The sequence below is a fragment of the Streptomyces sp. SID13666 genome (assembly GCF_010548325.1).
GTDB classification, from domain to species: domain Bacteria; phylum Actinomycetota; class Actinomycetes; order Streptomycetales; family Streptomycetaceae; genus Actinacidiphila; species Actinacidiphila fildesensis.
Genome location: NZ_JAAGLX010000004.1, coordinates 39414 through 61548 on the forward strand (window position 1 = coordinate 39414; position 22135 = coordinate 61548).

Here is a 22135-nt window from a genome sequence, read left to right on the forward strand (position 1 = left end):
GGCCTAACGCGCCGACTCTCAGCTCGTCCGTGCCTCGATCGCTTCTCCCCTCCTCCCCCCTAATGTCGATCGATCACCACTACGGCACGTTGCAGTGGGCGTGTCACGGGGCAACAAGGTGTTGTACGCACAAAAGCACGGGAGGTGAGCGGGCTCGATGTCGAGGGCGAGGGTGGCACGGCGGATCGCGACCGCGGCCGCATACGGCGGCGGCGGGATCAGTCTGCTCGGCGGGGCGGCCGTGGGGGTACTGCTGGCCGAGGTGAGCCTGGCCAAACGGACGGTCGGCGGCTCCGACGACGTACCGCCGCGCGCCGACGGAAGATACGGGTCGGCTTTTTCGCACCGTACGGGTGAAGTTCCGCTCCGGCTCGGCTTCCTCGGCGACTCGACGGCGGCGGGGCAGGGCGTGCACCGGGCGCGCGAGACCCCGGGCGCGCTGCTCGCCTCCGGGCTCGCGGCGGTCGCGGAGCGGCCCGTCACCCTGGTCAACGTGGCGAATCCCGGGGCGCAGTCCAGCGACCTGGCGCGCCAGGTCGCGCTGCTGCTCGACGTGGGCGCACCGCCCCCGGACGTCTGCGTGATCATGATCGGCGCGAACGACGTGACGCACCGGATGCCGCCCGCCAAGTCCGTCCGGCTGCTGTCGGACGCGGTCCGCCGGCTGCGCGAGGCGGGCAGCGAGGTGATCGTCGGCACCTGTCCCGACCTGGGCTCCGTGGAGCCGGTGTACCAGCCGCTGCGCTGGCTGGCGCGCCGGATGAGCCGCCAGCTGGCCGCCGCGCAGACCATAGGGGTGGTCGGGCTCGGCGGTCGTTCGGTCTCGCTGGGCGATCTGCTCGGACCGGAGTTCGAGGCCCATCCCCGGGAGATGTTCGGCCCGGACAACTACCACCCCTCCGCGGAGGGGTACGCGACGGCGGCCATGGCGATGCTCCCGACGCTGTGTGCCTCCCTGGGCGTGTGGCCCGAGGCGGACGAGCATCCGGACGCGCAGCGCGGCGAGAGCTTCCTGCCGGTGGCGCAGGCCGCCGTGGAGGCCGCGTCCGAGGGCGGCACCGAGGTCGTCGCGGCGATGCACCCCGTGGCCGGGCCCCGCGGCCGCTGGGCGCTGCTCAAGCACCGCCGCCGCCAGCGGCTGCCGCACACGGCCGAACCGGCGTCCAGCCAGCCGTCGTCGGCCTGACGGAGCTGACGGAGCCGCTCCGGCCGGCGCCCACGCACCGGCCGGAGCGAGTACGGAGGGGGCTGGGCTAAGCGCGCGCTCAGAAAGAGTCCCGTGTCACAGCCCACAGCCCGTGACTCCTCGCGATACGTGCAGGTAACTTCCCAGAGAGTCCTGCCGCCTCGACGAGGAGTGTGTGTCGCGATGCCCGAAGCCGTGATCGTCTCAGCCGCCCGATCCCCCATCGGACGCGCCTTCAAGGGATCCCTCAAGGATCTGCGCCCGGACGACCTGACCGCCACGATCATCCAGGCCGCGCTCGCGAAGGTCCCGGAGCTGGACCCGCGGCAGATCGACGACCTGATGCTCGGCTGCGGTCTGCCCGGCGGCGAGCAGGGCTACAACCTCGGCCGCATCGTGGCCGTGCAGATGGGCATGGACCACCTGCCGGGCTGCACGGTCACCCGTTACTGTTCGTCGTCGCTCCAGACGACCCGGATGGCGATGCACGCCATCAAGGCCGGCGAGGGCGACATCTTCGTCTCGGCCGGTGTCGAGATGGTCTCGCGCAGCATCAAGGGCAGCTCCGACGGCCTGCCGGACACCAAGAACCCGCTCTTCGCCGACGCCGAGCTGCGCACGCTGGGCCGCGCCGAGAAGGGCGGCGGCGAGTGGCACGACCCGCGCGAGGACGGGCTGATCCCGGACGCGTACATCTCGATGGGCCAGACCGCCGAGAACCTCGCCGCGATCAAGGGTGTCACCCGCGCCGACCAGGACGAGTTCGGCGTACGGTCCCAGAACCTCGCCGAGGCCGCCATCAAGAACGGCTTCTGGGAGCGCGAGATCACCCCGGTCACGCTGCCGGACGGCACGGTCGTCTCCCAGGACGACGGCCCGCGCGCGGGCGTCACGCTGGAGGGCGTCCAGGGCCTCAAGCCGGTCTTCCGCCCCGACGGCACGGTCACCGCGGGCAACTGCTGCCCGCTCAACGACGGCGCCGCGGCCCTCGTGGTCATGTCCGACGTGAAGGCCCGCGAGCTGGGCATCACCCCGCTCGCCCGCGTCGTCTCCACCGGTGTCTCCGGCCTCTCCCCCGAGATCATGGGCTACGGCCCGGTCGAGGCGTCGAAGCAGGCGCTCAAGCGGGCCGGCCTGGGCATCGGCGACATCGACCTGGTCGAGATCAACGAGGCGTTCGCCGCGCAGGTCATCCCGTCCTACCGCGACCTCGGCGTGGACCTTGACCGGCTGAACATCAACGGCGGCGCGATCGCCGTGGGCCACCCGTTCGGCATGACCGGCGCCCGCATCACCGGCACGCTGATCAACTCGCTGCAGTTCCACGACAAGCAGTTCGGCCTGGAGACGATGTGCGTCGGCGGCGGCCAGGGCATGGCGATGGTCATCGAGCGCCTGAGCTGATCCACTTGTAACTCTTTCGCCGTCACGGCGTGTGATCTAAGTCGCAATCGAACCGCCCCCGGGTTGTTATACGAGCCCGGGGGCGGCTCGTTTTCGCAGGTCAGGGCGGCATCACCCGGATGGCCCAGGACCTCAGACCCGTCCATTTCGTGACGTTCCGCACTGCGAAGGGGAGAGGTTTACAGGCACAGTGATGTGTGGGGGATGTTTCGTCCACTCTCCAGTGGGCACCGCTCGGGATCACGTCAGTCGGGAGTACGTCTGTGAGCGCCCTGTTCTCCATCCTGCTGGTGGTCGCGGTCATCGCCGTGGCCCTAGGTTCCGCCGCCCTGCTGTCCGCCCGCGGCCTGCGCCGTGAGCTCGCCGCCCTGCGCGGGGATCTCGCGCTCGCCGGCACCGCCGCCGGCAGCACCGCCGTACCGGCTGCCCGGCCGGTTCCCGCCGACGAGATACGCGCCGCCGTCGCGGACGCGCTCGCCGACGAGCGGGAGCGTGAGCTCGCCGAGGCGCGGGCCTTCTGGGCCGAGCAGGAAGCCCGCGAGTCCGCGGACACCTCGTTCTTCCGTGGCGGCATGCCCGCCGCGGGCACCGACTACGCCGAGTACGAGATCCCGACGGTGCTGCCGTTCCTGCCCCGGCAGTCCGATCTGGCCGGGCTGGAGTCCGAGCTCGCCCTCCCGGCGCCGGGCTTCTTCCCGCACCCCTCGGCGGCGCAGGACCACGCCGACTACCCGGACTTCCCGGATCTGCACAGCGCCCCCAGCCCCTCCGTCGTCGCCAACCCGGACCAGACCGCCGAGCGCCTCACCGACCTCGCCGAGGGCCGCATACCGCTCTCCGACGTCCGCCCGGGCCCGCTCGGCACGCTGGACGTGTACGTCTTCGCGGACGGCACCACGCTCTGCATGACCCCGGGCCACCGTGAGACCGCCCTCCAGCTCTCCGAGGCCCTGGAGCGCGGTGAGGTCCCCGTCCTCCTCGGCGGCTCCGCCGTGGGCGGCGCGTACGCCCTGACGTTCACCTACGGCGACGAGAGCATCTTCATCCTGGCCGACCGGGTCGTCGCCTCCCTCTGAGCGCACCCGCCCCGTCCGACCCCTCCGACCCGTCAGACCTGTCGGATCCGTCAGACCCCCGAACGCCGAGCGGCCCCGTCGATACGGACGAGGGCCGCTTCGAGCACCTCGCCGCGCTCCGGGCGCTGTTCGAACGCCAGTGCCAGGTCGTTCCCGGCCACCGCGATCTGGTCGCCCACGGTGAAGGCACCGTCGTCCGGGATCAAGGCCGGTTCCCGGCCGGGGAATTCAAGCCGCTGTGCTTCCGCGGCCAGCCATCGTGCCAGCTCAAGGCCGGTTTCGGCGGCCCCGCCGCGCAGCCGGCTCTGGGGCAGGGCGCGAAATCGGCTCGCCAATCGGTCAACGGCGGAGCGCAAAGGAGTGCAGTCGAGCATGTCGGCGAGCGTACCGGGGGCGTGTGTTCCGGCCACGCACTCACATCCGCCTGCCATGGATGGTTGCCAACGCCCCAACAGTCAGGCACGGTGAGATGACCGGACACCGTATACCGGAGGCGCCGATGTCCCAGATCTTCTCCGAGGAAACCCACCGGAACCTGCTCTCCCGCATCCCCCATTGCACCGGCCGAGAGGTACGCGACTGGCTCCGCGCAGTCGATGACGGCCCAGCCTTCCTCCGCTTCGACGAGAAAGTCAGCTGGCTCCGCAGCGAACACGACCTGTCCTACGGACATGCCAAGGCGATCGTCCACGAATACGACTTGAGGCGGGCAGCCCGCAATCTCCGGTAGCCCCGGGCGTACGACGACGGGCCCCCAGGAGGCACTGCCTCCTGGGGGCCCGTCAGGTACGAGGTGCTCGTACGGAGTCCTACCGCCGGATCAATCCCTGAGGATCGAGATCAGCCGCAGCATCTCCAGGTAGATCCACACCAGTGAGAGCGTCAGGCCGAACGCGGCCAGCCACGACTCGTTCTGCGGTGCGCCGTAGCGGACGCCGTCCTCGATCTGCTTGAAGTCGAGCGACAGGAAGAACGCGCCCAGGCCGATGCCGATGATGCCGACGATGATGCCCAGCGGGCCGCTGCTGCGCAGACCGCCCTCGGGAGCGGCGCCGAACGCGACGAACAGCAGGTTCACCAGCATCAGCAGCACGAAGCCGATGGCGACCGCCATGCCGATGCGCTGGTAGCGCGCGGTGACGCGAATCAGCCGGGTCTTGTAGGCGATGAGCATGCCGACGAAGACCGCCATGGTGCCCAGCACCGCCTGGACCGGAGCCCCGGACCAGTACTGGTTGTACATCTTGCTGATCACGCCGAGGAAGACGCCCTCGAAGATCGCGTAGCCGATGATCAGCGCGGGGACCGGCGTCCGCTTGAACGCCTGGACCATGGCGAGCACGAACGCCACGATCGCCGCGCCGAACGCCAGGCCGTAGCTGGTGGTACTCACCGGCAGCACGGACCAGGCGACGATCGCACCGACGATCACGGTGCCCAGCGTCATACCCGTGCGCATGACGACGTCGTCCATCGTCATGCGCCCGGTCTGCGCGGGTCCGGCCGGCGGGGCCTGGTACATCTGCTGGAGCTGCTCGGGGGTGAGTTGCTGCTGGTCCGCCGTGGCGTAAGGATTGCCGCCCTGCGCGTACGGGTTACCACCCTGCGGCGCGTTCGGGTTTCCCTGCTGCGCGTACGGATTTCCCGACCCCTGCGGGGCCGCGCCCTGCTGCTGCGTGCCGAAGCCCGCGTATCCGTCCCCGCGGCTGAAGCCTCGCCGCGAGAAGACCGGGTTGCTGCTCCTCATCTCACTCCTCCATGGCCGCGCGTTACGGCGTTGCCTCAAGAGTAATGGGTTAGCAAAAGAGACGGAGTACCGCCGGAGGAGGATCTTCTGACGGGCGCCCCACGGGAGTTTTTGAGGTGCCCGGAGCCGGACTCGAACCGGCACGGCCATGAGGCCAGCGAGGTTTAAGCTCGCCGTGTCTGCGTTCCACCATCCGGGCGGGGGCGGGGTCTCGACGCAGGACGAGCGTATCGGGGTTACTGGGCCGAACAGGGCACGATCCGCGTCATGTTGTCTGATTTTAGGGGTACCTGACGCAGCCTCAAGTGGGCCTTGAGGGGGTGGATCGCGAGCCCCCGGGCCTTCACATGGCGCACACACGTCATTCGCATATGACGCGAAATCGATCACGCCGGACAGCCTCCCGGACACCACCCGGAGTCCCGCCGCGCCGTCACCGGGACCACGCTGACGGCGGACGGCTCACCGGGCCTCCGGGCCCGGTGTCATCCGCAAGTAGTACAGCGGACCCCCCGGGTCCCTCCCAGGACTGCCCTCGGAACAGCAGTCTGGGCTGATCCCCGGAGCGGATCCGGCCGTCACGATGGAGTAGTCGTCGTTCACCCCACTTCAGGAGCCGCCCCGTGACCCCCACCGGAACCACTTCCCGCACCTCGATGGTGGCGGCCCGTGCCACGGACCTCAGCAAGGTCTACGGCGAGGGAGAGACCCGGGTCGTCGCTCTGGACGGTGTCTCGGTCGAGTTCCGGCGCGCGGAGTACACGGCGATCATGGGTCCGTCGGGCTCCGGCAAGTCCACGCTGATGCACTGCATGGCGGGGCTCGACTCGGTCTCCGCCGGGTCGGCGCGGATCGGTGAGACGGAACTGGCGTCGCTCAAGGACAAGCAACTCACCCAGTTGCGCCGGGACAAGATCGGCTTCATCTTCCAGGCGTTCAACCTGCTGCCGACGCTCACCGCCGCCGAGAACATCACCCTTCCGATGGACATCGCCGGTCGCAAGGCCGACCAGCAGTGGCTCGCCCAGGTGATCGCCACGGTGGGGCTGGCCGACCGGCTGTCGCACCGGCCGAACCAGCTGTCCGGCGGCCAGCAGCAGCGCGTGGCGGTCGCCCGCGCCCTGGCGAGCAAGCCGGAGATCATCTTCGCCGACGAGCCGACCGGCAACCTGGACTCGCGCTCCGGCGCCGAGATCCTCGGCTTCCTGCGGAACTCGGTGCGTGAGCTGGGCCAGACGATCGTGATGGTCACGCACGACCCGGTCGCCGCGTCCTACGCGGACCGGGTGATCTTCCTCGCCGACGGCCGCGTCGTCGACGAACTGCACGACCCGACCTCGGACGGCGTCCTGGAGCGCATGAAGCGTTTCGACGCCAAGGGCCGCACCAGCTGAGCCGGGCGCACCCCGCCGCCCCCTCCGCACCCCAACACGCCCCCGACTCCGGCCTCCGGTTCCCCAGCCCCTCAGTGGCCGCCCGCGCCGCAGCCCTGCCGCGGTGCCGCTCCGCCGTGCCTCCGCGCTGCCGTCGTGCCCCTCACGCACGCCCGCCGCACCGCCGCCCGACCGAACGAACCAGGACTGATCCCCATGTTCCGCACCGCCTTGCGCAACGTCCTCGCGCACAAGGCCAGGCTGCTGATGACCGTGCTCGCCGTCATGCTCGGCGTCGCCTTCGTCTCCGGCACCCTGGTCTTCACCGACACCATCGGCGACGCCTTCAAGAAGAGCTCCGCCAAGAGCTACGAGAACGTCTCCATCGCCGTGAAGCCCGGCTTCGCGGCCCGGTCCACGGGCACGGCCGGCCAGGACGAGCGGCCGCAGCTGACCCAGCGTCAGCTGGACACCGTGCGGGCACTGCCCGGCGCGGCCTCGGCCACCGGCAGCGTCTCCGGGTTCACCGCCGTCGCCGACAAGGACGGCAAGCTGATCGGCAACGGCTGGTCCACGCGGGGCGGGAACTACTCGGCCGGCAAGGACGGCGCCGACTCCCGTTACGCGCTGACGGACGGCCGCGCCCCGCAGAAGCCGGAAGAGGTCGCGGTCGACAGCAAGACCGCCGACCGCGCGGACCTCCAGGTCGGCGACACCGTACGGATGTCCGTCAACGGGCCGGTCATGCACCAGACCGTCACCGGCGTCTTCGACACCGATGACGGCAACGTCGCGGCGGGCGGCAGCCTCGTCCTCTTCGACACCGCCACCGCGCAGAAGCTCTTCGCCAAGCCCGGCCAGTACGACGAGATCGATGTCCGGGCGGCGCCCGGCACCAGCCAGGCCGTGCTCAAGGCCGAGGCCGAGAAGGCACTGCCCGAGGGCACCGAGATCGTCACCGGACAGAAGCTGGCGGACGAGGAGGCCGCGCAGATCTCCCAGGCGATGAGCGGTCTGAACACCGGGCTGCTGGTCTTCGCCGGTATCGCGCTGTTCGTCGGCATCTTCATCATCGCCAACACCTTCACCATGCTGGTCGCCCAGCGCACCAAGGAGCTGGCGCTGATGCGGGCGGTCGGCGCGAGCCGCCGCCAGGTGACGCGCTCGGTGCTGATCGAGGCGTTCGTGGTCGGCCTGACCGCCGCCGTCGTCGGCCTCGTGACGGGCATAGGGATCGCGGTCGGCATGCGGTCGGTGCTCGGCACGACCGGCGCGACGATGCCGGACGGACCGCTGGTGGTCGCACCCGGCACGATCATGGCGTCGCTGGTCGTCGGTGTCGCCGTCACCATGCTCGCCGCCTGGCTGCCCGCCCGCCGGGCGTCCAGGATCGCGCCGGTCGCCGCGATGAGCAGCGTGCACGCCCCGGCCACCACCAGGAGCCTGGTGCTGCGCAACACCCTCGGCGCACTGCTGACCGGTGCGGGCATCGCCCTGGTGCTGGCCGGCGTGGGCATGGGCATGGACAGCGGCAAGCTGCCGCTGGGCGCCGGCGGCGGGCTGCTGCTGATCGGGGTGTTCGTGCTGACGCCGCTGCTGTCGCGCCCGGTCATCGCCGCGGCGGGACCGCTGTTGCGCCCGTTCGGCGTCACCGGCAAGCTCGCCCGGCAGAACTCGGTGCGCAACCCGCGGCGTACCGCCGCCACCGCGTCGGCGCTGATGATCGGCCTGACGCTGATCACCGGTCTCACGGTGATCGCGACCTCGGTCCAGAAGGGCATCGACAGGATCGCCGCGGACTCCATCAAGGCCGACTACACGATCAGCATGGTCAACCGCGTCAACGGCCTCTCCCCCGAGGTGGCGAAGACGCTGAGCGGGCTCGGCGACGTGACCGCGTCCAGCCCGATGCGGGAGGCCTGGATCGAGCTCGGCGGCGGCGACCACCCGGTGACCGGCGTCAACACCCGCTCCATCGCACAGCTCGTCAACCTCGACTTCACCAGCGGCTCGATCGGCGGGCTCGGCGGCACGACCGTCGTCGTGGACGACAAGACCGCGAGGGACGGCGGCTGGAAGGTCGGCGACGCCCTGCCGACCGTCTATGACGACAAGGCCAGGGGCACGCTGACGGTCGGCGGCATCTACCAGGGCAACAACATCCTCAACGGCGTCCTCGTCGACACCGCGACCCTCGACCCGCACCTGTCGAAGATCTCCGACACGCAGGTCATGGTGAAGACCGCCGACGGCGCGAGCGCCGCCACCAAGGACGCCATCGAGAAGGCGCTGGGCGACAACCCGGCGATCAAGGTGCAGGACAAGGCCGATATCTCCAACGAGGCCGGCGGCATGATCAGCATGATGCTGAACATGCTCTACGGGCTGCTCGCGATGGCCGTGATCGTCGCGGTCCTCGGGGTCATCAACACCCTGGCCATGTCGGTCTTCGAACGCTCCCACGAGATCGGCATGCTGCGGGCGATCGGCCTCGACCGCCGGGACGTCAAGCGGATGGTCCGGTTCGAGTCGCTGCTGATCTCGCTGTTCGGCGCGGTGCTCGGGATCGGGCTCGGGGTCTTCCTCGGCTGGGCCGCGGGCCGGCTGATCGCCGGCGGCATGGACACCTACACGATGGTCCTGCCGTGGGACCGGATCGCGATCTTCCTCGGCGGCGCCGCCGTGGTCGGGGTGCTGGCCGCGCTGTGGCCGGCCCGGCGCGCGGCCCGGCTCAACATGCTCAGCGCCATCAAGGCGGAGTAGCGGGCTCCGTGCATCGCCGCCGTGGGCTCTCCCGGATCCGTCCGGGAGAGCCCACGGCGCTGTTCAGGCCTTCGGCTGCTGGGAGTGTCGTCCAATGAGCGTCGTCCGCCCGGAGGGCGGGGCCGGCGGGGCTTGGTGCGTGCGATCGCAAGGCGGAGGAGGGAGTCCATGCAGTGGGGGCACCTCCCAGCGGCAGCTGGGGGCCATCGGCGACCCACGACAACGCCGCGAGCGTGCGTGCCAAGCCCCGCCGCTGGGGGCACCTCCCAGCGGTAGCTGGGGGAGGGAATTCGACGACACGACCTAGGGCCACGGCCGGGCCGGCGGCATGCCCGCCGCCCCGGAGGGCCTGGTCCTGACGGCCAGGACCTGGTTGACGCCGATACGGTTCTGCTCGAAGGACAGCGCGCTGGCGGCCATGTACAGCCGCCACACCCGCGCCCGTCCGGCACCGGCGAGCCGCACCGCCTCCTGCCAGTGGTCCTCCAGATTGCGCACCCAGGCCCGCAGCGTCAGCGCGTAGTGCTCCCGCAGCGCCTCGACGTCCCGCACCTCGAATCCGGCCTCCTCCAGCCGGGAGACGGTCGAGCCGACCGGCGCGAGCTCGCCGTCCGGGAAGACGTACCGGTCGATGAACTCGTCGACGTGGTACGCCTCCTCGTCCGCCCAGGGGCGGCGGGCGATCTGGTGGTTGAGCAGCCGGCCGCCCGGCCTCAGCAGGCCGTAGAGGTGGGCGGCGTACTCGCGGTACAGGTCGCGGCCGACGTGCTCCGCCATGCCGATCGACGAGATCGCGTCGTACGGGCCGTCCGCGACCGCCCGGTAGTCCTGGACGCGGATGTCGATGCGATCGGTGAGCCCGGCCTCCGCGACGCGCTTGCGGGCGTACGCGGCCTGCTCGGTGGAGAGCGTGATGCCGACGGCGCGCACCCCGTAGTGCTCGGCGGCATGCAGCACCATCGAACCCCAGCCGCAGCCGACGTCCAGCAGCGTCTGGTCGGGCCGGAGCGCCAACTTGCGGCAGACCAGGTCGAGTTTGGCGTACTGGGCCTCTTCGAGGGTGGTCTCGGGGTGCTCCCAGTAGGCGCAGGAGTAGACCATCGACGGGCCGAGGACACGCTCGTAGAAGTCGTTGCCGACGTCGTAGTGGTGACTGATGGCCTGCTTGTCGCGGCCCGGGCTGTGCAGCGGGCCGAACCGGCGGCGGGCCTCCTCGGGCGGCGGCGACGGTGGCAGCCCCGGCCCGGCGAGCACGAGGGCCTCGCGGGCCAACCGATAGGTGTGCGGGTTGCGCAACAGGTCCACCGCGCGGCGGAAACCGCCGGGGTGCGGTGCGCCGTCCTCGTCGGTGTCCCAGACGATGCCGGCGATCAGGTCCAGCGCCTCGTACAGATCGCCTTCGATGTCCAGGTCGCCGGCGACCCAGGCGCGGGCCAGTCCCAGCTCACCGGGCTTCCACAGCAGCCGGCGCAGCGCCCGGCGCCGCCGCATGACGAGCATGGGGGCGTCCGGGGGTCCGGCCTCGCTTCCGTCCCAGGCGCGGATGCGCAGCGGGAACGGTTCTCGTAGGGCTTTTTCAGCAAGGTCGCGCATGCGACGGGCCGCATCTGCCATGCGTACGAGCGTACGACGGACGGCCGTCGACGCGAGTGATTTTCCGGCCCAACCACCCGGGCGTCCCCGGGGGGTACGCCGAAGGGGCGCCCGCACCACGGATGGCGGACGCCCCTTCGGCCTTACGTTCGTGCGACCGGACCTGCCGGACCGGTGTGACTCGTCGTCAGGAAGCCTTGGCCTTCCCGGCTGCCTCGGCGGTGGCCGCGTTCGCCGGGACGGCCGCCTTCGCGGGGGCCGGCGCCGGACGGGCCGCCTCGTAGAACTCCTCGCGGGGGTTCTCCATGGCGCCGAGCGAGACGACCTCGCGCTTGAGGAACATCGCGAGCGTCCAGTCGGCGAAGACCCGGATCTTGCGGTTCCAGGTCGGGACGGCCATGCCGTGGTAGCCACGGTGCATGTACCAGGCCAGCCGGCCCTTGAGCTTGATCTTGGTCTTGCCGACCACGATCATCGCCACGCCCTTGTGCAGACCGAGACCGGCGACCGCGCCCTTGTTGGCGTGGGCGTAGGTCTGCTGCGGGAAGCCGCGCATCCCCGAGACCACGTTGTCGCCGAGGACCTTGGCCTGGCGCAGCGCGTGCTGGGCGTTCGGCGGGCACCAGGCGTTCTCGACGCCGGCCTTGCGGGCGGCGATGTCCGGGACCTGGGCGTTGTCGCCCGCGGCCCAGATGTAGTCGGTGCCCTGTACCTGGAGCTTCTCCGAGGTGTCCACATGGCCGCGCGGGCCGAGCGGGAGACCGAAGCGGGCGAGCGCCGGGTTCGGCTTGACGCCCGCGGTCCACACGATCGTGGAGGCGTCGACCTCCAGACCGTTGGCGAGCACCACGTGCTTGTCGACACAGGACTTCATCGACGTGCTGAGGTAGACCTCGATACCGCGCTCGCGCAGGTGCTCAAGGCCCCACTCGCCGAGCTGCGGGCCGACCTCGGGGAGGATCTTGTCGGCGGCGTCGACGAGGATGAAGCGCATGTCCTCGCGCTTGACGTTCGGGTAGTACTTGGCGGCGTCGCGGGCCATGTCCTCGACCTCGCCTATGGTCTCCGCGCCGGCGAAGCCACCGCCGACGAAGACGAAGGTCAGCGCCTTGCGGCGGACGTCCTCGTCCGTCGTGGAGTCGGCCTTGTCGAGCTGCTCGAGGACGTGGTTGCGCAGGCCGATGGCCTCCTCGACGCCCTTCATACCGATGCCGTTCTCGGCCAGGCCGGGGATCGGGAAGGTACGGGAGACCGCGCCGAGCGCGATGATCAGGTAGTCGAAGGGCAGCTCGTAGGTCTCACCCACGAGCGGCTGGATCGACGCGACCTTGCGGTCCTGATCGATGTTCATCACGCGGCCGGTGAGCACCTCCGCACCGGGCAGCACGCGTCGGAGCGGGACGACGACATGGCGCGGGGAGATGCTGCCGGCGGCAGCTTCGGGAAGGAAGGGCTGGTACGTCATGTACGAGCGCGGGTCGACGACAGTGACCGTCGCCTCGCCGTACCGCATCTTCTTCATGATGCGGCGCGCCGCGTACAGGCCGACGTATCCGCCGCCTACTACGAGGATCCGTGGACGCTCCGAAGTGCTCATGGTTCGAGTATCCAGCACCTGATGGGGGGGTGCTCGTGAGCCCCTTCACAAGGTCCTGGACACCCTCTGCTACACTGCCCGGCCGCGTGACCAGGCCCACAGCCCCCAGAGGGAACCTGAGACCCGGACGGGCCGTTGAGCGCACCATCTGATCAGCGAAGATCGGCGCCCTTTGGGCATGTGTCCAAGGGGCTGTAACACCGCGGAAACACCGCGCCACAAGGGTTCCGAGGGGTCCCGGGCCCCACGGCCTTGGAAAACTGGGCCGTAGGACCGGAACTTCATGTGAAGAGTTTCACAAACTTCGTGCTACGCGATGCTCCAGGCGATGCCGTCGAGGATGTCGTGCTCGCTCACGACGACCTCCTGGGCCCCGATCCGCTCCATGATCTGGAGCAGCACGAGCGCTCCCGCGCCGATCACGTCGACCCGTCCCGGGTGCATCACGGGGATGGCCGCGCGCTCCGCGTGGGTGGCCGCGAGGAGCTGTCCGGTGATCTCCCTGACCTGCTCCAGGGAGATCCGTGAATGGTGGATCGCGGACGAGTCGTACTCCGTCAGACCCAGCGCGACGGCCGCGACCGTGGTGACGGAGCCGGCCAGCCCGACGAGGGTGCGGGCCTGCTCCAGCGGGACGGATGCGGCCGCCTCGTCGAGCGCGGCGTTGATGTCGGCCTTGATGGCGGTGATCCGGCCGAGCGTCGGCGGGTCGATGATCGTGCCGTCGTCGGCGGTCAGGTGCCGTTCGGTCATCCGCACACAGCCGATGTCGACGGAGCGGGCCGCGAGCACGCTGTCGTCGCCGACCACGAACTCGGTCGAGCCGCCGCCGATGTCGACCACGAGGTAGGGCTTCGCGTGGCCGTCGTGACCCGTCAGCTCCTTGGTGGCGCCGGTGAAGGAGAACTCGGCCTCCTGGTCACCGCTGATCACCTCGGGCTCGACGCCCAGGATGTCCACCACACCGCGGACGAAGTCCGCGCGGTTCTCGGCGTCGCGCGAGGCGGACGTCGCCACGAAGCGCAGCCGCTCCGCCCCGAGTTCCTTGATGACGGCGGCGTACTCACGGCAGGCCGCGAAGGTCCGCTCCAGCGCCTCGGGCGCCAGCCGTCCGGTGCGGTCCACGCCCTGCCCGAGCCGGACGATCGTCATCCGCCGGTCGAGGTCCTCGATCTCACCCGTGACCGGGTCGGCGTCGGCGACGAGCAGCCGGATGGAGTTGGTACCGCAGTCGATGGCCGCAACGCGTGTCACTTCTGCACCTCGTCGGTGGTCGCGGTGGCGCAGCCGCCGCTGACACAGGGGCCCTTGCGCCACCAGTCGGGCAGCATCGCGATGGCCTCGTCGCCCAGCGGGTTGACCCCGGGGCCGGCGGCGAGCGAGTGACCGACCAGGACGTGCAGGCACTTCACCCGGTCGGGCATGCCGCCCGCGCTCGGGAAGCCCTCCAGCACCTCGATGGCGTCCCGGCGGGTGATGTAGTCGTCGTGCGCGGCCCGGTACGCGGCGGCCAGCTCCGGGTCCTCGGCGAGCCGGGCCGTCATCTCCTTCATGACGCCGTCGGCCTCCAGGGTCCCGATGGCGGACGCGGCGCGCGGGCACGTCAGGTAGTACAGCGTCGGGAACGGCGTACCGTCCTCCAGTCGCGGCTGGGTCTCGACCACGTCCGGCTGTCCGCACGGGCAGCGGTGGGCGATGGCCCGCAGGCCGCGCGGCGGGCGGCCCAGCTGCTCCTTGAACGCGGCGATGTCGGCCTCGGTCGGCGTGGTGCGGGGGGTGGGCGCGGGGTGATCTGTCATGAGCCGTTCTCGATCGTGGAAGGTCAGCGGCGGGCGGTGCCCGGCTACCGCCGGGGGGTCCCGGCGGCGTCGGCGTGGTCGACGCTGTCCCAGAAATTGTCGTACCAGGGGCGGTGCGCGGCGGCCTCGTCCGAGGACCGGCGGCCGGCGGGGTCGCTGTCGGGGGCGCCGCTCGGGGTCGGGCTCACCACCGTATAGCCGGTCTCACCGGGCAGCATGAAGTGCAGCCGCTTGCGGGCCTGGGTCTTCACGTACTCGTTGTCCTGCCAGCGGGCCTTCTCCTCGCGCAGCTGCTCGACGCGCTGCTTGGCCTGCTGGGCCTCCTTGCGCTGGTCGGCGATGTCCGAGCGCTGGGCGATGTACTGCCGCATCGGATAGGCGAGAGCGACGATCAGCGCACAGAGCACGAGCGCCAGCAGCGCGGCCCGCCCGGTGAGCTTGCTGCGCCGGGGGGCGGGGCGCCTGGTCGCCGCGCGGTAGACGCGGGCCTGCGCCTCCTGGCCGATCGCCTTCAGCCGCGCCGCGGTGGAGAACCGATCCGCCCCCACGCCGTCTCCCCTCGTCCGCACGTACCTACGTCCCCGGCCACGGTACGGGACCGGGCGCGGGGACGTAGGTCAGACGTGCGGGCGGTGCCGCCGATCAGCCGTCGGACCGGCCGGGTCAGCCCTTGAAGCGGGGGAACGCGGAACGGCCGGCGTAGACCGCCGCGTCGTCCAGGATCTCCTCGATGCGCAGGAGCTGGTTGTACTTGGCGACGCGCTCGGAGCGGGCCGGGGCGCCGGTCTTGATCTGGCCGCAGTTGGTGGCGACGGCGAGGTCGGCGATGGTGACGTCCTCGGTCTCACCGGAGCGGTGCGACATCATGCACTTGAAGCCGTTGCGCTGGGCCAGCTCGACCGCGTCGAGGGTCTCGGTGAGCGAGCCGATCTGGTTGACCTTGACGAGCAGCGCGTTGGCCGAGCCCTCGTCGATACCGCGCTGCAGGCGCTCCGGGTTGGTGACGAAGAGGTCGTCGCCGACGATCTGGACCTTGTCGCCGAGCTTGGCGGTGAGAGCCTTCCAGCCCTCCCAGTCCTCCTCGTTCAGCGGGTCCTCGATGGAGACCAGCGGGTACGCGGCGACCAGCTCGGCGTAGTAGTCCGAGAGCTCGCCGGCGGAGATCTTCTTGCCCTCGAAGTCGTACGAACCGTCCTCGTTGTGGAACTCGGAGGCGGCGACGTCGAGCGCGAGCGCGATGTCCTGGCCCGGCTGGTAGCCGGCCTTCTTGATGGCCTCGACGATGAGGTCGAGCGCCTCGCGGTTGGAGTCGAGGTTCGGCGCGAAGCCGCCCTCGTCGCCCAGGCCGGTGGACAGCCCGCGCTCCTTCAGCACGCCCTTCAGCGTGTGGTAGACCTCGGCGCCCCAGCGCAGGGCCTCGGAGAAGGACTCGGCACCGATCGGCGCGATCATGAACTCCTGGATGTCCACGTTCGAGTCGGCGTGCGACCCGCCGTTCAGGATGTTCATCATCGGGACCGGCAGCACGTGCGCGTTCGGGCCGCCGAGGTAGCGGAAGAGCGGCAGGTCGGACGCCTCGGAGGCGGCGTGCGCGACGGCGAGCGAGACGCCGAGGATGGCGTTGGCGCCGAGCGAGGACTTGTCCGGGGTGGCATCCAGGTCGAACATCGCCTGGTCGATCAGCCGCTGCTCGGTGGCGTCGTAGCCGACCAGCTCCGGGCCGATCTGCTCGATGACGGCGAGAACGGCCTTCTCGACGCCCTTGCCCATGTAGCGGCTCTTGTCACCGTCGCGAAGCTCCAGGGCCTCGAAGGCTCCGGTCGAGGCACCGGACGGCACGGCCGCACGGCCGGTGCTGCCGTCGTCGAGGCCGACCTCGACCTCGACGGTGGGGTTGCCTCGTGAGTCGAGGATTTCCCGGGCTACGACGACGTCGATGGACGGCACGAGTGTCTCCTTCAGGCTGTGTACAGCTGATGCGTGTCTCTCTGCTCTTGCGGCACGAGCCTAACCGCCCGGGGAGGGTAGACCAGTCGATCGGCCGACTCATGAGACGAAAAAGGGCCCAAAGGCTGACAACAGGTGACCAACGGCGCCTTACGCCGCGGTGGCCGACGCCAAAACCCCGGCCCGGCACGCTCGGGGGGAGTGCGTGCCTGGCCGGGGAGTCTTGGGGTAGGGCTATCGGTCTCAGCTGAGGTGCAGCTGCTGGCCCGGGTAGATCAGGTCGGCGTCGCTGACGATGCTCTTGTTCAGCTCGAACAGCTTCTCCCAGCCGCCGGCGACGTGGTGCGCCTGGGCGATCTCGGAAAGGCTGTCGCCGGTGACGACCTTGTACTCGCCGTTGCCCTGCTGGACCGGGGCGGCCTTCTTGGTCTCGGCCGGCTTGGCGGCGGGCTTGGTCTTCTTGACCGGGGCGCGGTTCTCGGACTTGCCGCGGCTGGCGGTGTCCGAGGTGTCGCGCGAGGTGGTGCTCTTCGACGGGGTGCTCTTCGTCGAGGAACCGGTGTTCACGTCGGCGGCCGGGCCACCGGCGGTCAGGTTGCCGGCGCCGGCGCAGGCCCAGGCACCCGGGCCCTGCAGGGCGAGCAGCTTCTCGGCTACCGCGATCTGCTGGTCCTTGGTGGCGAGGTCGGCACGGGCGGCGTACGCGGTGCCGCCGGCGGCTTCCCAGCTGGACTGCGAGAACTGCAGGCCGCCGTAGTAGCCGTTACCGGTGTTGATCGACCAGTTGCCGCCGGACTCGCACTGGGCGACAGCGTCCCAGGTGGCGACCGAAGCGGCGGAGGCGCCGGTGGCACCCAGCAGCGGAACGGCGATCGCGGCGGTGGTGACACCGGCAATCGCGGCAATTCGGGTGAACTTGGACGGGCGACGGTGCTTAGCCATGGTTGTTCATCCTCACCGACGCCTACGAGGTCAGCTGTCGGGTTCGGGCGTGAGTTGCCCGGCTGCGCGGCTCTCGCCGTGCTGCTTCACCCCAAGCCGGTCCGTCCCCCACGAGTTCGGGGCCGGGCCGGCGGAAGACCTTGGGTCCCCCGCTCCTGCCTACGGCGCTTTCGCGTCGACTGTTCCCGTCGGTCGGCGGCAGGACTCGGCGATCCTGACCGGCGGGGCCCGCTGTGGCGAGCAGTACGACGTTAAACACACGATCCCGGCGAGGACAAACATCCCGGGGTCGTACAGCAACTCCCCCATCCGGCTGAGCGGACCCACAGAACCGCAGGTCGGAAGGGAGAAAAGCGGTGCAGTGCGAGCGAGCCGTCACAGCCGCCACGGAGACCCTTGTCACAAGGTCCGGGGTGCCGGGATCGTGTTGAGCGGTCTCAGAAGCTCAAGTCCAGGTGCTGCCCAGGGAGAATCAGGTCGGGATTGTCCCCAACAATCTGGTCATTTGCCCCATAAAGCGCCTTCCATCCACCCTGCAGATGATGGTCGGCGGCGATGTCGCAGAGGTTGTCGCCCGGCACGACGACGTAGTCGCCGTTGGCCGCCACGTCGCCCTGACCGGTGTTCTGATCACCGTTCAGACCGTCGGCGGCACCCGCGGACCGGTCGGCGTCGCGCGAGGCGCGGTCGGCGCTCTGCCCGTCGGAGGAGTCCGGCGATCCGGGCTTCGCGTGCTTGCCCGGGGTCTTGCCCGCGGCTCCCGGCGTGGTGTCCGCCAGGTCCGAGGAGGGGCTCGGGGCGGTCGGCGTGGTGGCCGGCGTGGTGCCGTCCGAAGGATCGGCCGTCGGGTCGGTCGTCGGAGTGCCGGTCGGCGTCGACGGAGTCGTCGGCGTGGTGGACGCCGGAGGAGTCGTCGGCGTCGTGGGCGCCGCGGGTGTCGTCGGCGTCGTGGTGGGCGCCGTCGGCTTCGTGGTGACCAGCGGGGGCAGGATCGAGCCCGGGTCGATCTTCGGCGGCGCTCCGCCGGTCACGAGTCCCGCGGGTCCCGAGCAACCGGGCCAGGCGTCCGGCCCGAGTTCCTTGAGCAGCGTCTCGGCCACGGCTATCTGCTGCGAGCGGCTCGCCAGGTCGGGGCGCTCGGCGTAGACCGTGCCGCCGTACTGCTCCCAGGTGTCCTCGGTGATGGACAGACCACCGTAGAAGCCGTTGCCGGGGTTGGCACTCCACATGCCGCCGCTCTCACATACCGCCACCTTGTCCCAGACCGTGGCATCGGCCGCCTGCGCGGCGCCCGCACCGAGCAACGGGAGTGCGATCCCCGCTCCGGTCGCCGCGACCACCACGATGGCGGTCGGGGCCTGGCGCGGTCGGCGGTGTCTGCCGTTCCCGGACTTCAGCATGCGGTCACCCTTCTCCAAAAAACATCGACTACGGTCCTGCGTCATCTTCGAGAAGCCTGCGATGACCGCAGAACGTAGCGGTGTTGACCATCGCATCACAAGTCGGTGTAGCGGGCATCACGCTGAGGTCACGGTCGATTTCAGCCCTTACCTCTTGTACGGGACATTTTTGACGTCCCGTCAGGGTTTAACAGTGTGAAAGGCTGGACTCAGGACGTCGATTCGAGGATTCCGGTTTCGGGGGTGAAACCCACCGGCAGCGTCCGCAGCCCGCGCATGATGAGGCCGCCGCGCCACCGCAGGTCGTCCGGCTCGGCCGCCAGCCGCAGGTCCGGGAGCCGGGTCAGCAGCGTCGCGAGCGCGGACTGCGCCTCCAGGCGGGCCAGCGGGGCGCCCAGGCAGTAGTGGATGCCGTGCCCGTAGCCGACGTGCTGGTTGTCGCGGCGCGCCAGGTCCAACGTGTCGGGTCCGTCGAACCGGTCGGGGTCGCGGTCGGCCGCCGCCAGCACCACCAGCACCGGCTCGCCCTCCCCGATCCGCTGCCCGCCGATCGTCAGCGACTGCGTCGCGAACCGCCACGTCGCCAGCTCGACCGGCCCGTCGTACCGCAGCAGTTCCTCCACCGCGGTCTCCAGGAGGTCCGTCTCACCACGGGCGATGGACGCCTGGAGCTGGGCGCGTTGCTCGGGATGGCGCAGCAGCGTGTACACGCCGTTACCGATCAAGTTGACCGTAGTTTCAAAACCAGCAAAAAGGAGGATGAAGGCCATCGCGGCGGCCTCGTTCTCCGACAGGTGCTCACCGTGGTCGCTCGCCTTGATGAGCCCGGAGATCAGATCGTCGCCGGGGTCCGCGCGCTTGCGGTGGATCAGCTCCAGCAGATACGCCCGCATCTTCTTCACCGACCGGGCGACGCCGCCGCGCGGGCCGCCGCCGTGGCGGATCATCATGCCCGCCCAGTCCCGGAAGTCGTCCTGGTCCTCGGGCGGGACGCCCAGCAGATCGCAGATCGTGTAGATGGGGAGCGGGAACGCGAACTCGTGGATGAGGTCCGCCTCCGACTTCACCGCGCCCGCCTCGTCCACCTGCAGACCGTCGATGAGCCGGTCGGTCAGCTCCTGCACCCGCGGTGCGAACTCCGCGATCCGGCGCGGGGTGAACGCCTTGGAGACGAGCCGCCGCAGCCGGGTGTGGTCCGGCGGATCGATGTTCAGCAGGTGCGTCATCAGATCCGCGCCGCGCTCGCCGGGGATGCCCACCTTGTTCTTGGCGTTGGCGCCCTCGCTGTGATGACCCCGGTTCTTGCTGAGCCGCGCGTCCGCCAGCGCCTGCCGCGCGTCCGCGTACCGCGTCACCAGCCAGGCGTCGACGCCGCTGGGGAGCGTGGTCCTGTGCACCGGCGAGTGCTCGCGCAGCCAGGCGTACGCCGGGTACGGATCGGCGGCGAACTCCCAGGTGAAGAGGGTGGGGGCGGGAGGGGTGGCGGGGGTGGGCGCGGGGGTTGCGGCAGTCTCGTCAGGCACCCCCTGACGCTAGCGCGTCCCGGCAGAGCCGATCGGCGAGCCGGGTCGTCTGCGGCAGCCGGTACTCCGGCGCCAGCGCGAGGACGTGCCGGCACGCGGTGTCCAGGTCGATGCGGTGCCCTGTCGACACATAGACCGGTTTGACGCCCCGCTGGGTGCGCAGCACGCGGCCCACGGTCTCCCCGTCGTCGACGAGCGGTACGAACGCCCCGCGTTCCGGGCCCAGCGCGGCCGGGTCGTGGCGTCCGGTGAACGGTGTCTTCGCGACCCCGGCGGTCGGAATGCCGGTGATCACCCCGAGGTGGCAGGCGAGGCCGAACCGCCGGGGGTGCGCCAGCCCGTGACCGTCGCAGACCAGCAGATCCGGGACGGTGCTCAGCTTGCGCAGCGCCTCGACCAGGGCGGGCAGCTCGCGGAACGCGAACAGCCCCGGGACATAAGGGAACGAGGTCTCGGCGACGGCTGTCGCCTGCTCCACCGGCGCGAGCGTCCGCGCGTCCAGTACGACGACGGCCGCGGCCACCCGGTCGCCCGTGCCGTTCCCGTCGCCCGCGTACGCGACGTCCAGCCCGGCGACGAAGCGCGGCTCGCGCGGGCCTGGCCCGCGATGGTCCGCCCGCGCCCGCAGCCGGTCCTGGATCTCCAGCGCCTGCGCCTCACCGGCGGGCCACTCGTGCGGCACATCAATCTGCATGGCAGAACGCTACGTTGCGGCCCGGAGCCCGGTCGCCCCGGTTTCCGCGCCGGACATCCCCTGCCTGCTCCGTCGGTCTATTCGGCTGCGCGCAGGGTGTCGCGGTAGCGGCGGGCGGCGGCCCGCAGCGCGGATTCCGGGTCGAGCCCGGCGGCGGTGGCCGCGGAGGCCAGTGCCAGCAGCAGGTCGCCGAGCGCCGTCTGGTCCGACGGCACCTCGACGCCGGCGGCGTCCGGCACCGGCAGCCCGGCCCTGCGCGCCCGGCCGCTGAGCTGCGCGGCCAGCGCGAGCGCCGGCTGCCCGACGGGCACCCCGTCCGTCACCGAGTCGCGCTGCTTCTCCACGGCCTTGAGCCGGACCCAGTTCGCCTGGACGGCCTCGGGGGTCTCGGCGACCTCGTCCCCGAAGATGTGCGGGTGCCGGTGGATCAGCTTGTCGACGATCGTGCCGGCGACGTCGTCTACCGAGAACGGCTCCTCCGCGTCCTCCTCTGCGATCCGGGAGTGGAAGACGACCTGCAGCAGTACGTCCCCGAGCTCCTCGCGCAGCGACTCCCGGTCGCCCTCCTCGATCGCCTCGACCAGTTCGTACATCTCCTCGATGCCGTACTTGGCGAGGTCCGTGTGGGTCTGCTCACGGGTCCACGGGCACTCCGCGCGGATCCGGTCCATGACCTGCACGAGATCGAGCAGCCGCGCGCCCGGCAGGTCGTACGAGCCGGGCAGCAGTTCCAGGTCCGGCATCGCGACCCGCCCCGACCCGCCGAGGCGGGCCAGTTCGTCGGTGACCGCGGGGTCGTTGTCGGCGGCCGGCAGATAGACGACGGTCCGCTCACCGGCGGTGGCGTCCACCAGTTCCCGCCCGGTCGGCGCCGCGTGCACGACGCGTACGCCCGCCTCCCGCAGATACGGAAGCTGCGGATGCCCGGGGTCGGCGCAGATGACCTGGTCGGCACCGCGCAGCAGTTCCCACGCGGGCCACGACAGCAGACCGGGTGCCACACGGTGGCTGGTGGTGAGCAGTACGAGGCGGCCTGGCGCGGGGGTCATCAAGTCATCCACCGCTCGAACCTACCCCGCCCCGCGCCCCTG

19 protein-coding genes, 1 tRNA gene and 1 riboswitch are annotated in these 22135 nt (G+C 70.6%); of the genes, 6 read left to right on the plus strand and 14 right to left on the minus strand.

What is annotated here, in order from left to right; genetic code table 11:
- Positions 1 to 157: 157 nt before the first annotated feature.
- The 3 genes from G3I60_RS09165 to G3I60_RS09175 all read left to right on the plus strand — a co-directional run bounded on the left by G3I60_RS09165 (position 158) and on the right by G3I60_RS09175 (position 3666).
- Positions 158 to 1186 carry an SGNH/GDSL hydrolase family protein gene (locus tag G3I60_RS09165; RefSeq protein ID WP_164296780.1) on the plus strand — a complete coding sequence of 343 codons (1029 nt, stop codon included), beginning with the start codon at positions 158 to 160 and terminating at the stop codon, positions 1184 to 1186.
- A 183-nt stretch (positions 1187 to 1369) separates the two neighbouring features.
- On the plus strand, positions 1370 to 2590 hold the full coding sequence (locus G3I60_RS09170) for an acetyl-CoA C-acetyltransferase (protein WP_138356106.1): 1221 nt from the start codon (positions 1370 to 1372) through the stop codon (positions 2588 to 2590).
- A 263-nt stretch (positions 2591 to 2853) separates the two neighbouring features.
- Positions 2854 to 3666 (plus strand): hypothetical protein, encoded by an 813-nt coding sequence (locus G3I60_RS09175; RefSeq protein ID WP_164296782.1) that lies wholly within the window; start codon positions 2854 to 2856, stop codon positions 3664 to 3666.
- Positions 3667 to 3716: 50 nt separating this feature from the next.
- Here the strand turns inward: G3I60_RS09175 and G3I60_RS09180 are convergent, their stop codons facing one another.
- Positions 3717 to 4040: a hypothetical protein gene (locus tag G3I60_RS09180; RefSeq protein WP_164296823.1), complete on the minus strand. Its 324-nt coding sequence runs from the start codon at positions 4038 to 4040 to the stop codon at positions 3717 to 3719.
- 125 nt (positions 4041 to 4165) lie between these two features.
- On the opposite strand from G3I60_RS09180, the gene G3I60_RS09185 reads away from it, so the two are divergent.
- Positions 4166 to 4396, plus strand: coding sequence for a DUF4287 domain-containing protein (locus G3I60_RS09185; RefSeq protein WP_138356104.1), 231 nt, complete (start codon positions 4166 to 4168; stop codon positions 4394 to 4396).
- Between the two features lie 90 nt (positions 4397 to 4486).
- On the opposite strand, the gene G3I60_RS09190 is transcribed toward G3I60_RS09185, so the two are convergent.
- Together G3I60_RS09190 and G3I60_RS09195 are read right to left on the minus strand one after the other, a co-directional pair.
- Positions 4487 to 5413 carry a Bax inhibitor-1/YccA family protein gene (locus G3I60_RS09190; protein WP_138356103.1) on the minus strand — a complete coding sequence of 309 codons (927 nt, stop codon included), beginning with the start codon at positions 5411 to 5413 and terminating at the stop codon, positions 4487 to 4489.
- Positions 5414 to 5530: 117 nt separating this feature from the next.
- A tRNA-Leu gene (locus G3I60_RS09195) sits at positions 5531 to 5612 on the minus strand.
- 457 nt (positions 5613 to 6069) lie between these two features.
- On the opposite strand from G3I60_RS09195, the gene G3I60_RS09200 reads away from it, so the two are divergent.
- Complete coding sequence (locus G3I60_RS09200; protein WP_138356138.1) at positions 6070 to 6807, plus strand: ABC transporter ATP-binding protein; 738 nt, start codon at positions 6070 to 6072, stop codon at positions 6805 to 6807.
- 195 nt (positions 6808 to 7002) lie between these two features.
- Entirely contained in the window at positions 7003 to 9549 is a 2547-nt protein-coding gene (locus G3I60_RS09205; RefSeq protein ID WP_164296784.1) for an ABC transporter permease, read from the plus strand.
- Positions 9550 to 9852: 303 nt separating this feature from the next.
- Here G3I60_RS09205 and G3I60_RS09210 read toward each other — a convergent pair whose 3' ends face one another.
- The 11 genes from G3I60_RS09210 to G3I60_RS09260 form a co-directional block, all read right to left on the minus strand.
- Entirely contained in the window at positions 9853 to 11163 is a 1311-nt protein-coding gene (locus G3I60_RS09210; RefSeq protein ID WP_164296786.1) for a cyclopropane-fatty-acyl-phospholipid synthase family protein, read from the minus strand.
- A 166-nt stretch (positions 11164 to 11329) separates the two neighbouring features.
- On the minus strand, positions 11330 to 12739 hold the full coding sequence (locus tag G3I60_RS09215) for an NAD(P)/FAD-dependent oxidoreductase (protein WP_164296788.1): 1410 nt from the start codon (positions 12737 to 12739) through the stop codon (positions 11330 to 11332).
- A gap of 309 nt (positions 12740 to 13048) precedes the next feature.
- On the minus strand, positions 13049 to 13993 hold the full coding sequence (locus G3I60_RS09220) for a Ppx/GppA phosphatase family protein (protein ID WP_138356099.1): 945 nt from the start codon (positions 13991 to 13993) through the stop codon (positions 13049 to 13051).
- Positions 13990 to 14538, minus strand: coding sequence for a DUF501 domain-containing protein (locus tag G3I60_RS09225; protein ID WP_138356098.1), 549 nt, complete (start codon positions 14536 to 14538; stop codon positions 13990 to 13992). The genes G3I60_RS09220 and G3I60_RS09225 overlap by 4 nt, the downstream gene beginning before the upstream one ends.
- 44 nt (positions 14539 to 14582) lie before the next feature.
- The gene (locus G3I60_RS09230) at positions 14583 to 15086 is read right to left on the minus strand and encodes a septum formation initiator family protein (RefSeq protein ID WP_138356097.1); all 504 of its coding nucleotides are present in this window, start codon (positions 15084 to 15086) and stop codon (positions 14583 to 14585) included.
- A gap of 115 nt (positions 15087 to 15201) precedes the next feature.
- Positions 15202 to 16485 (minus strand): phosphopyruvate hydratase, encoded by a 1284-nt coding sequence (eno, locus tag G3I60_RS09235; protein ID WP_138356096.1) that lies wholly within the window; start codon positions 16483 to 16485, stop codon positions 15202 to 15204.
- Positions 16486 to 16728: 243 nt separating this feature from the next.
- Complete coding sequence (locus G3I60_RS09240) at positions 16729 to 17427, minus strand: transglycosylase family protein (protein WP_164296790.1); 699 nt, start codon at positions 17425 to 17427, stop codon at positions 16729 to 16731.
- 4 nt (positions 17428 to 17431) lie between these two features.
- A riboswitch (cyclic di-AMP (ydaO/yuaA leader) is annotated at positions 17432 to 17604 on the minus strand.
- Positions 17605 to 17864: 260 nt separating this feature from the next.
- Positions 17865 to 18827, minus strand: a complete 963-nt coding sequence (locus G3I60_RS46335; RefSeq protein WP_164296792.1) for a transglycosylase family protein — start codon at positions 18825 to 18827, stop codon at positions 17865 to 17867.
- Between the two features lie 209 nt (positions 18828 to 19036).
- Positions 19037 to 20350 carry a cytochrome P450 gene (locus G3I60_RS09250; protein WP_164296794.1) on the minus strand — a complete coding sequence of 438 codons (1314 nt, stop codon included), beginning with the start codon at positions 20348 to 20350 and terminating at the stop codon, positions 19037 to 19039.
- Entirely contained in the window at positions 20343 to 21044 is a 702-nt protein-coding gene (locus G3I60_RS09255; RefSeq protein WP_138356093.1) for an endonuclease V, read from the minus strand. The genes G3I60_RS09250 and G3I60_RS09255 overlap by 8 nt, the downstream gene beginning before the upstream one ends.
- Positions 21045 to 21121: 77 nt before the next feature.
- On the minus strand, positions 21122 to 22093 hold the full coding sequence (locus G3I60_RS09260; protein ID WP_138356092.1) for a nucleoside triphosphate pyrophosphohydrolase: 972 nt from the start codon (positions 22091 to 22093) through the stop codon (positions 21122 to 21124).
- Positions 22094 to 22135 lie beyond the last annotated feature (42 nt).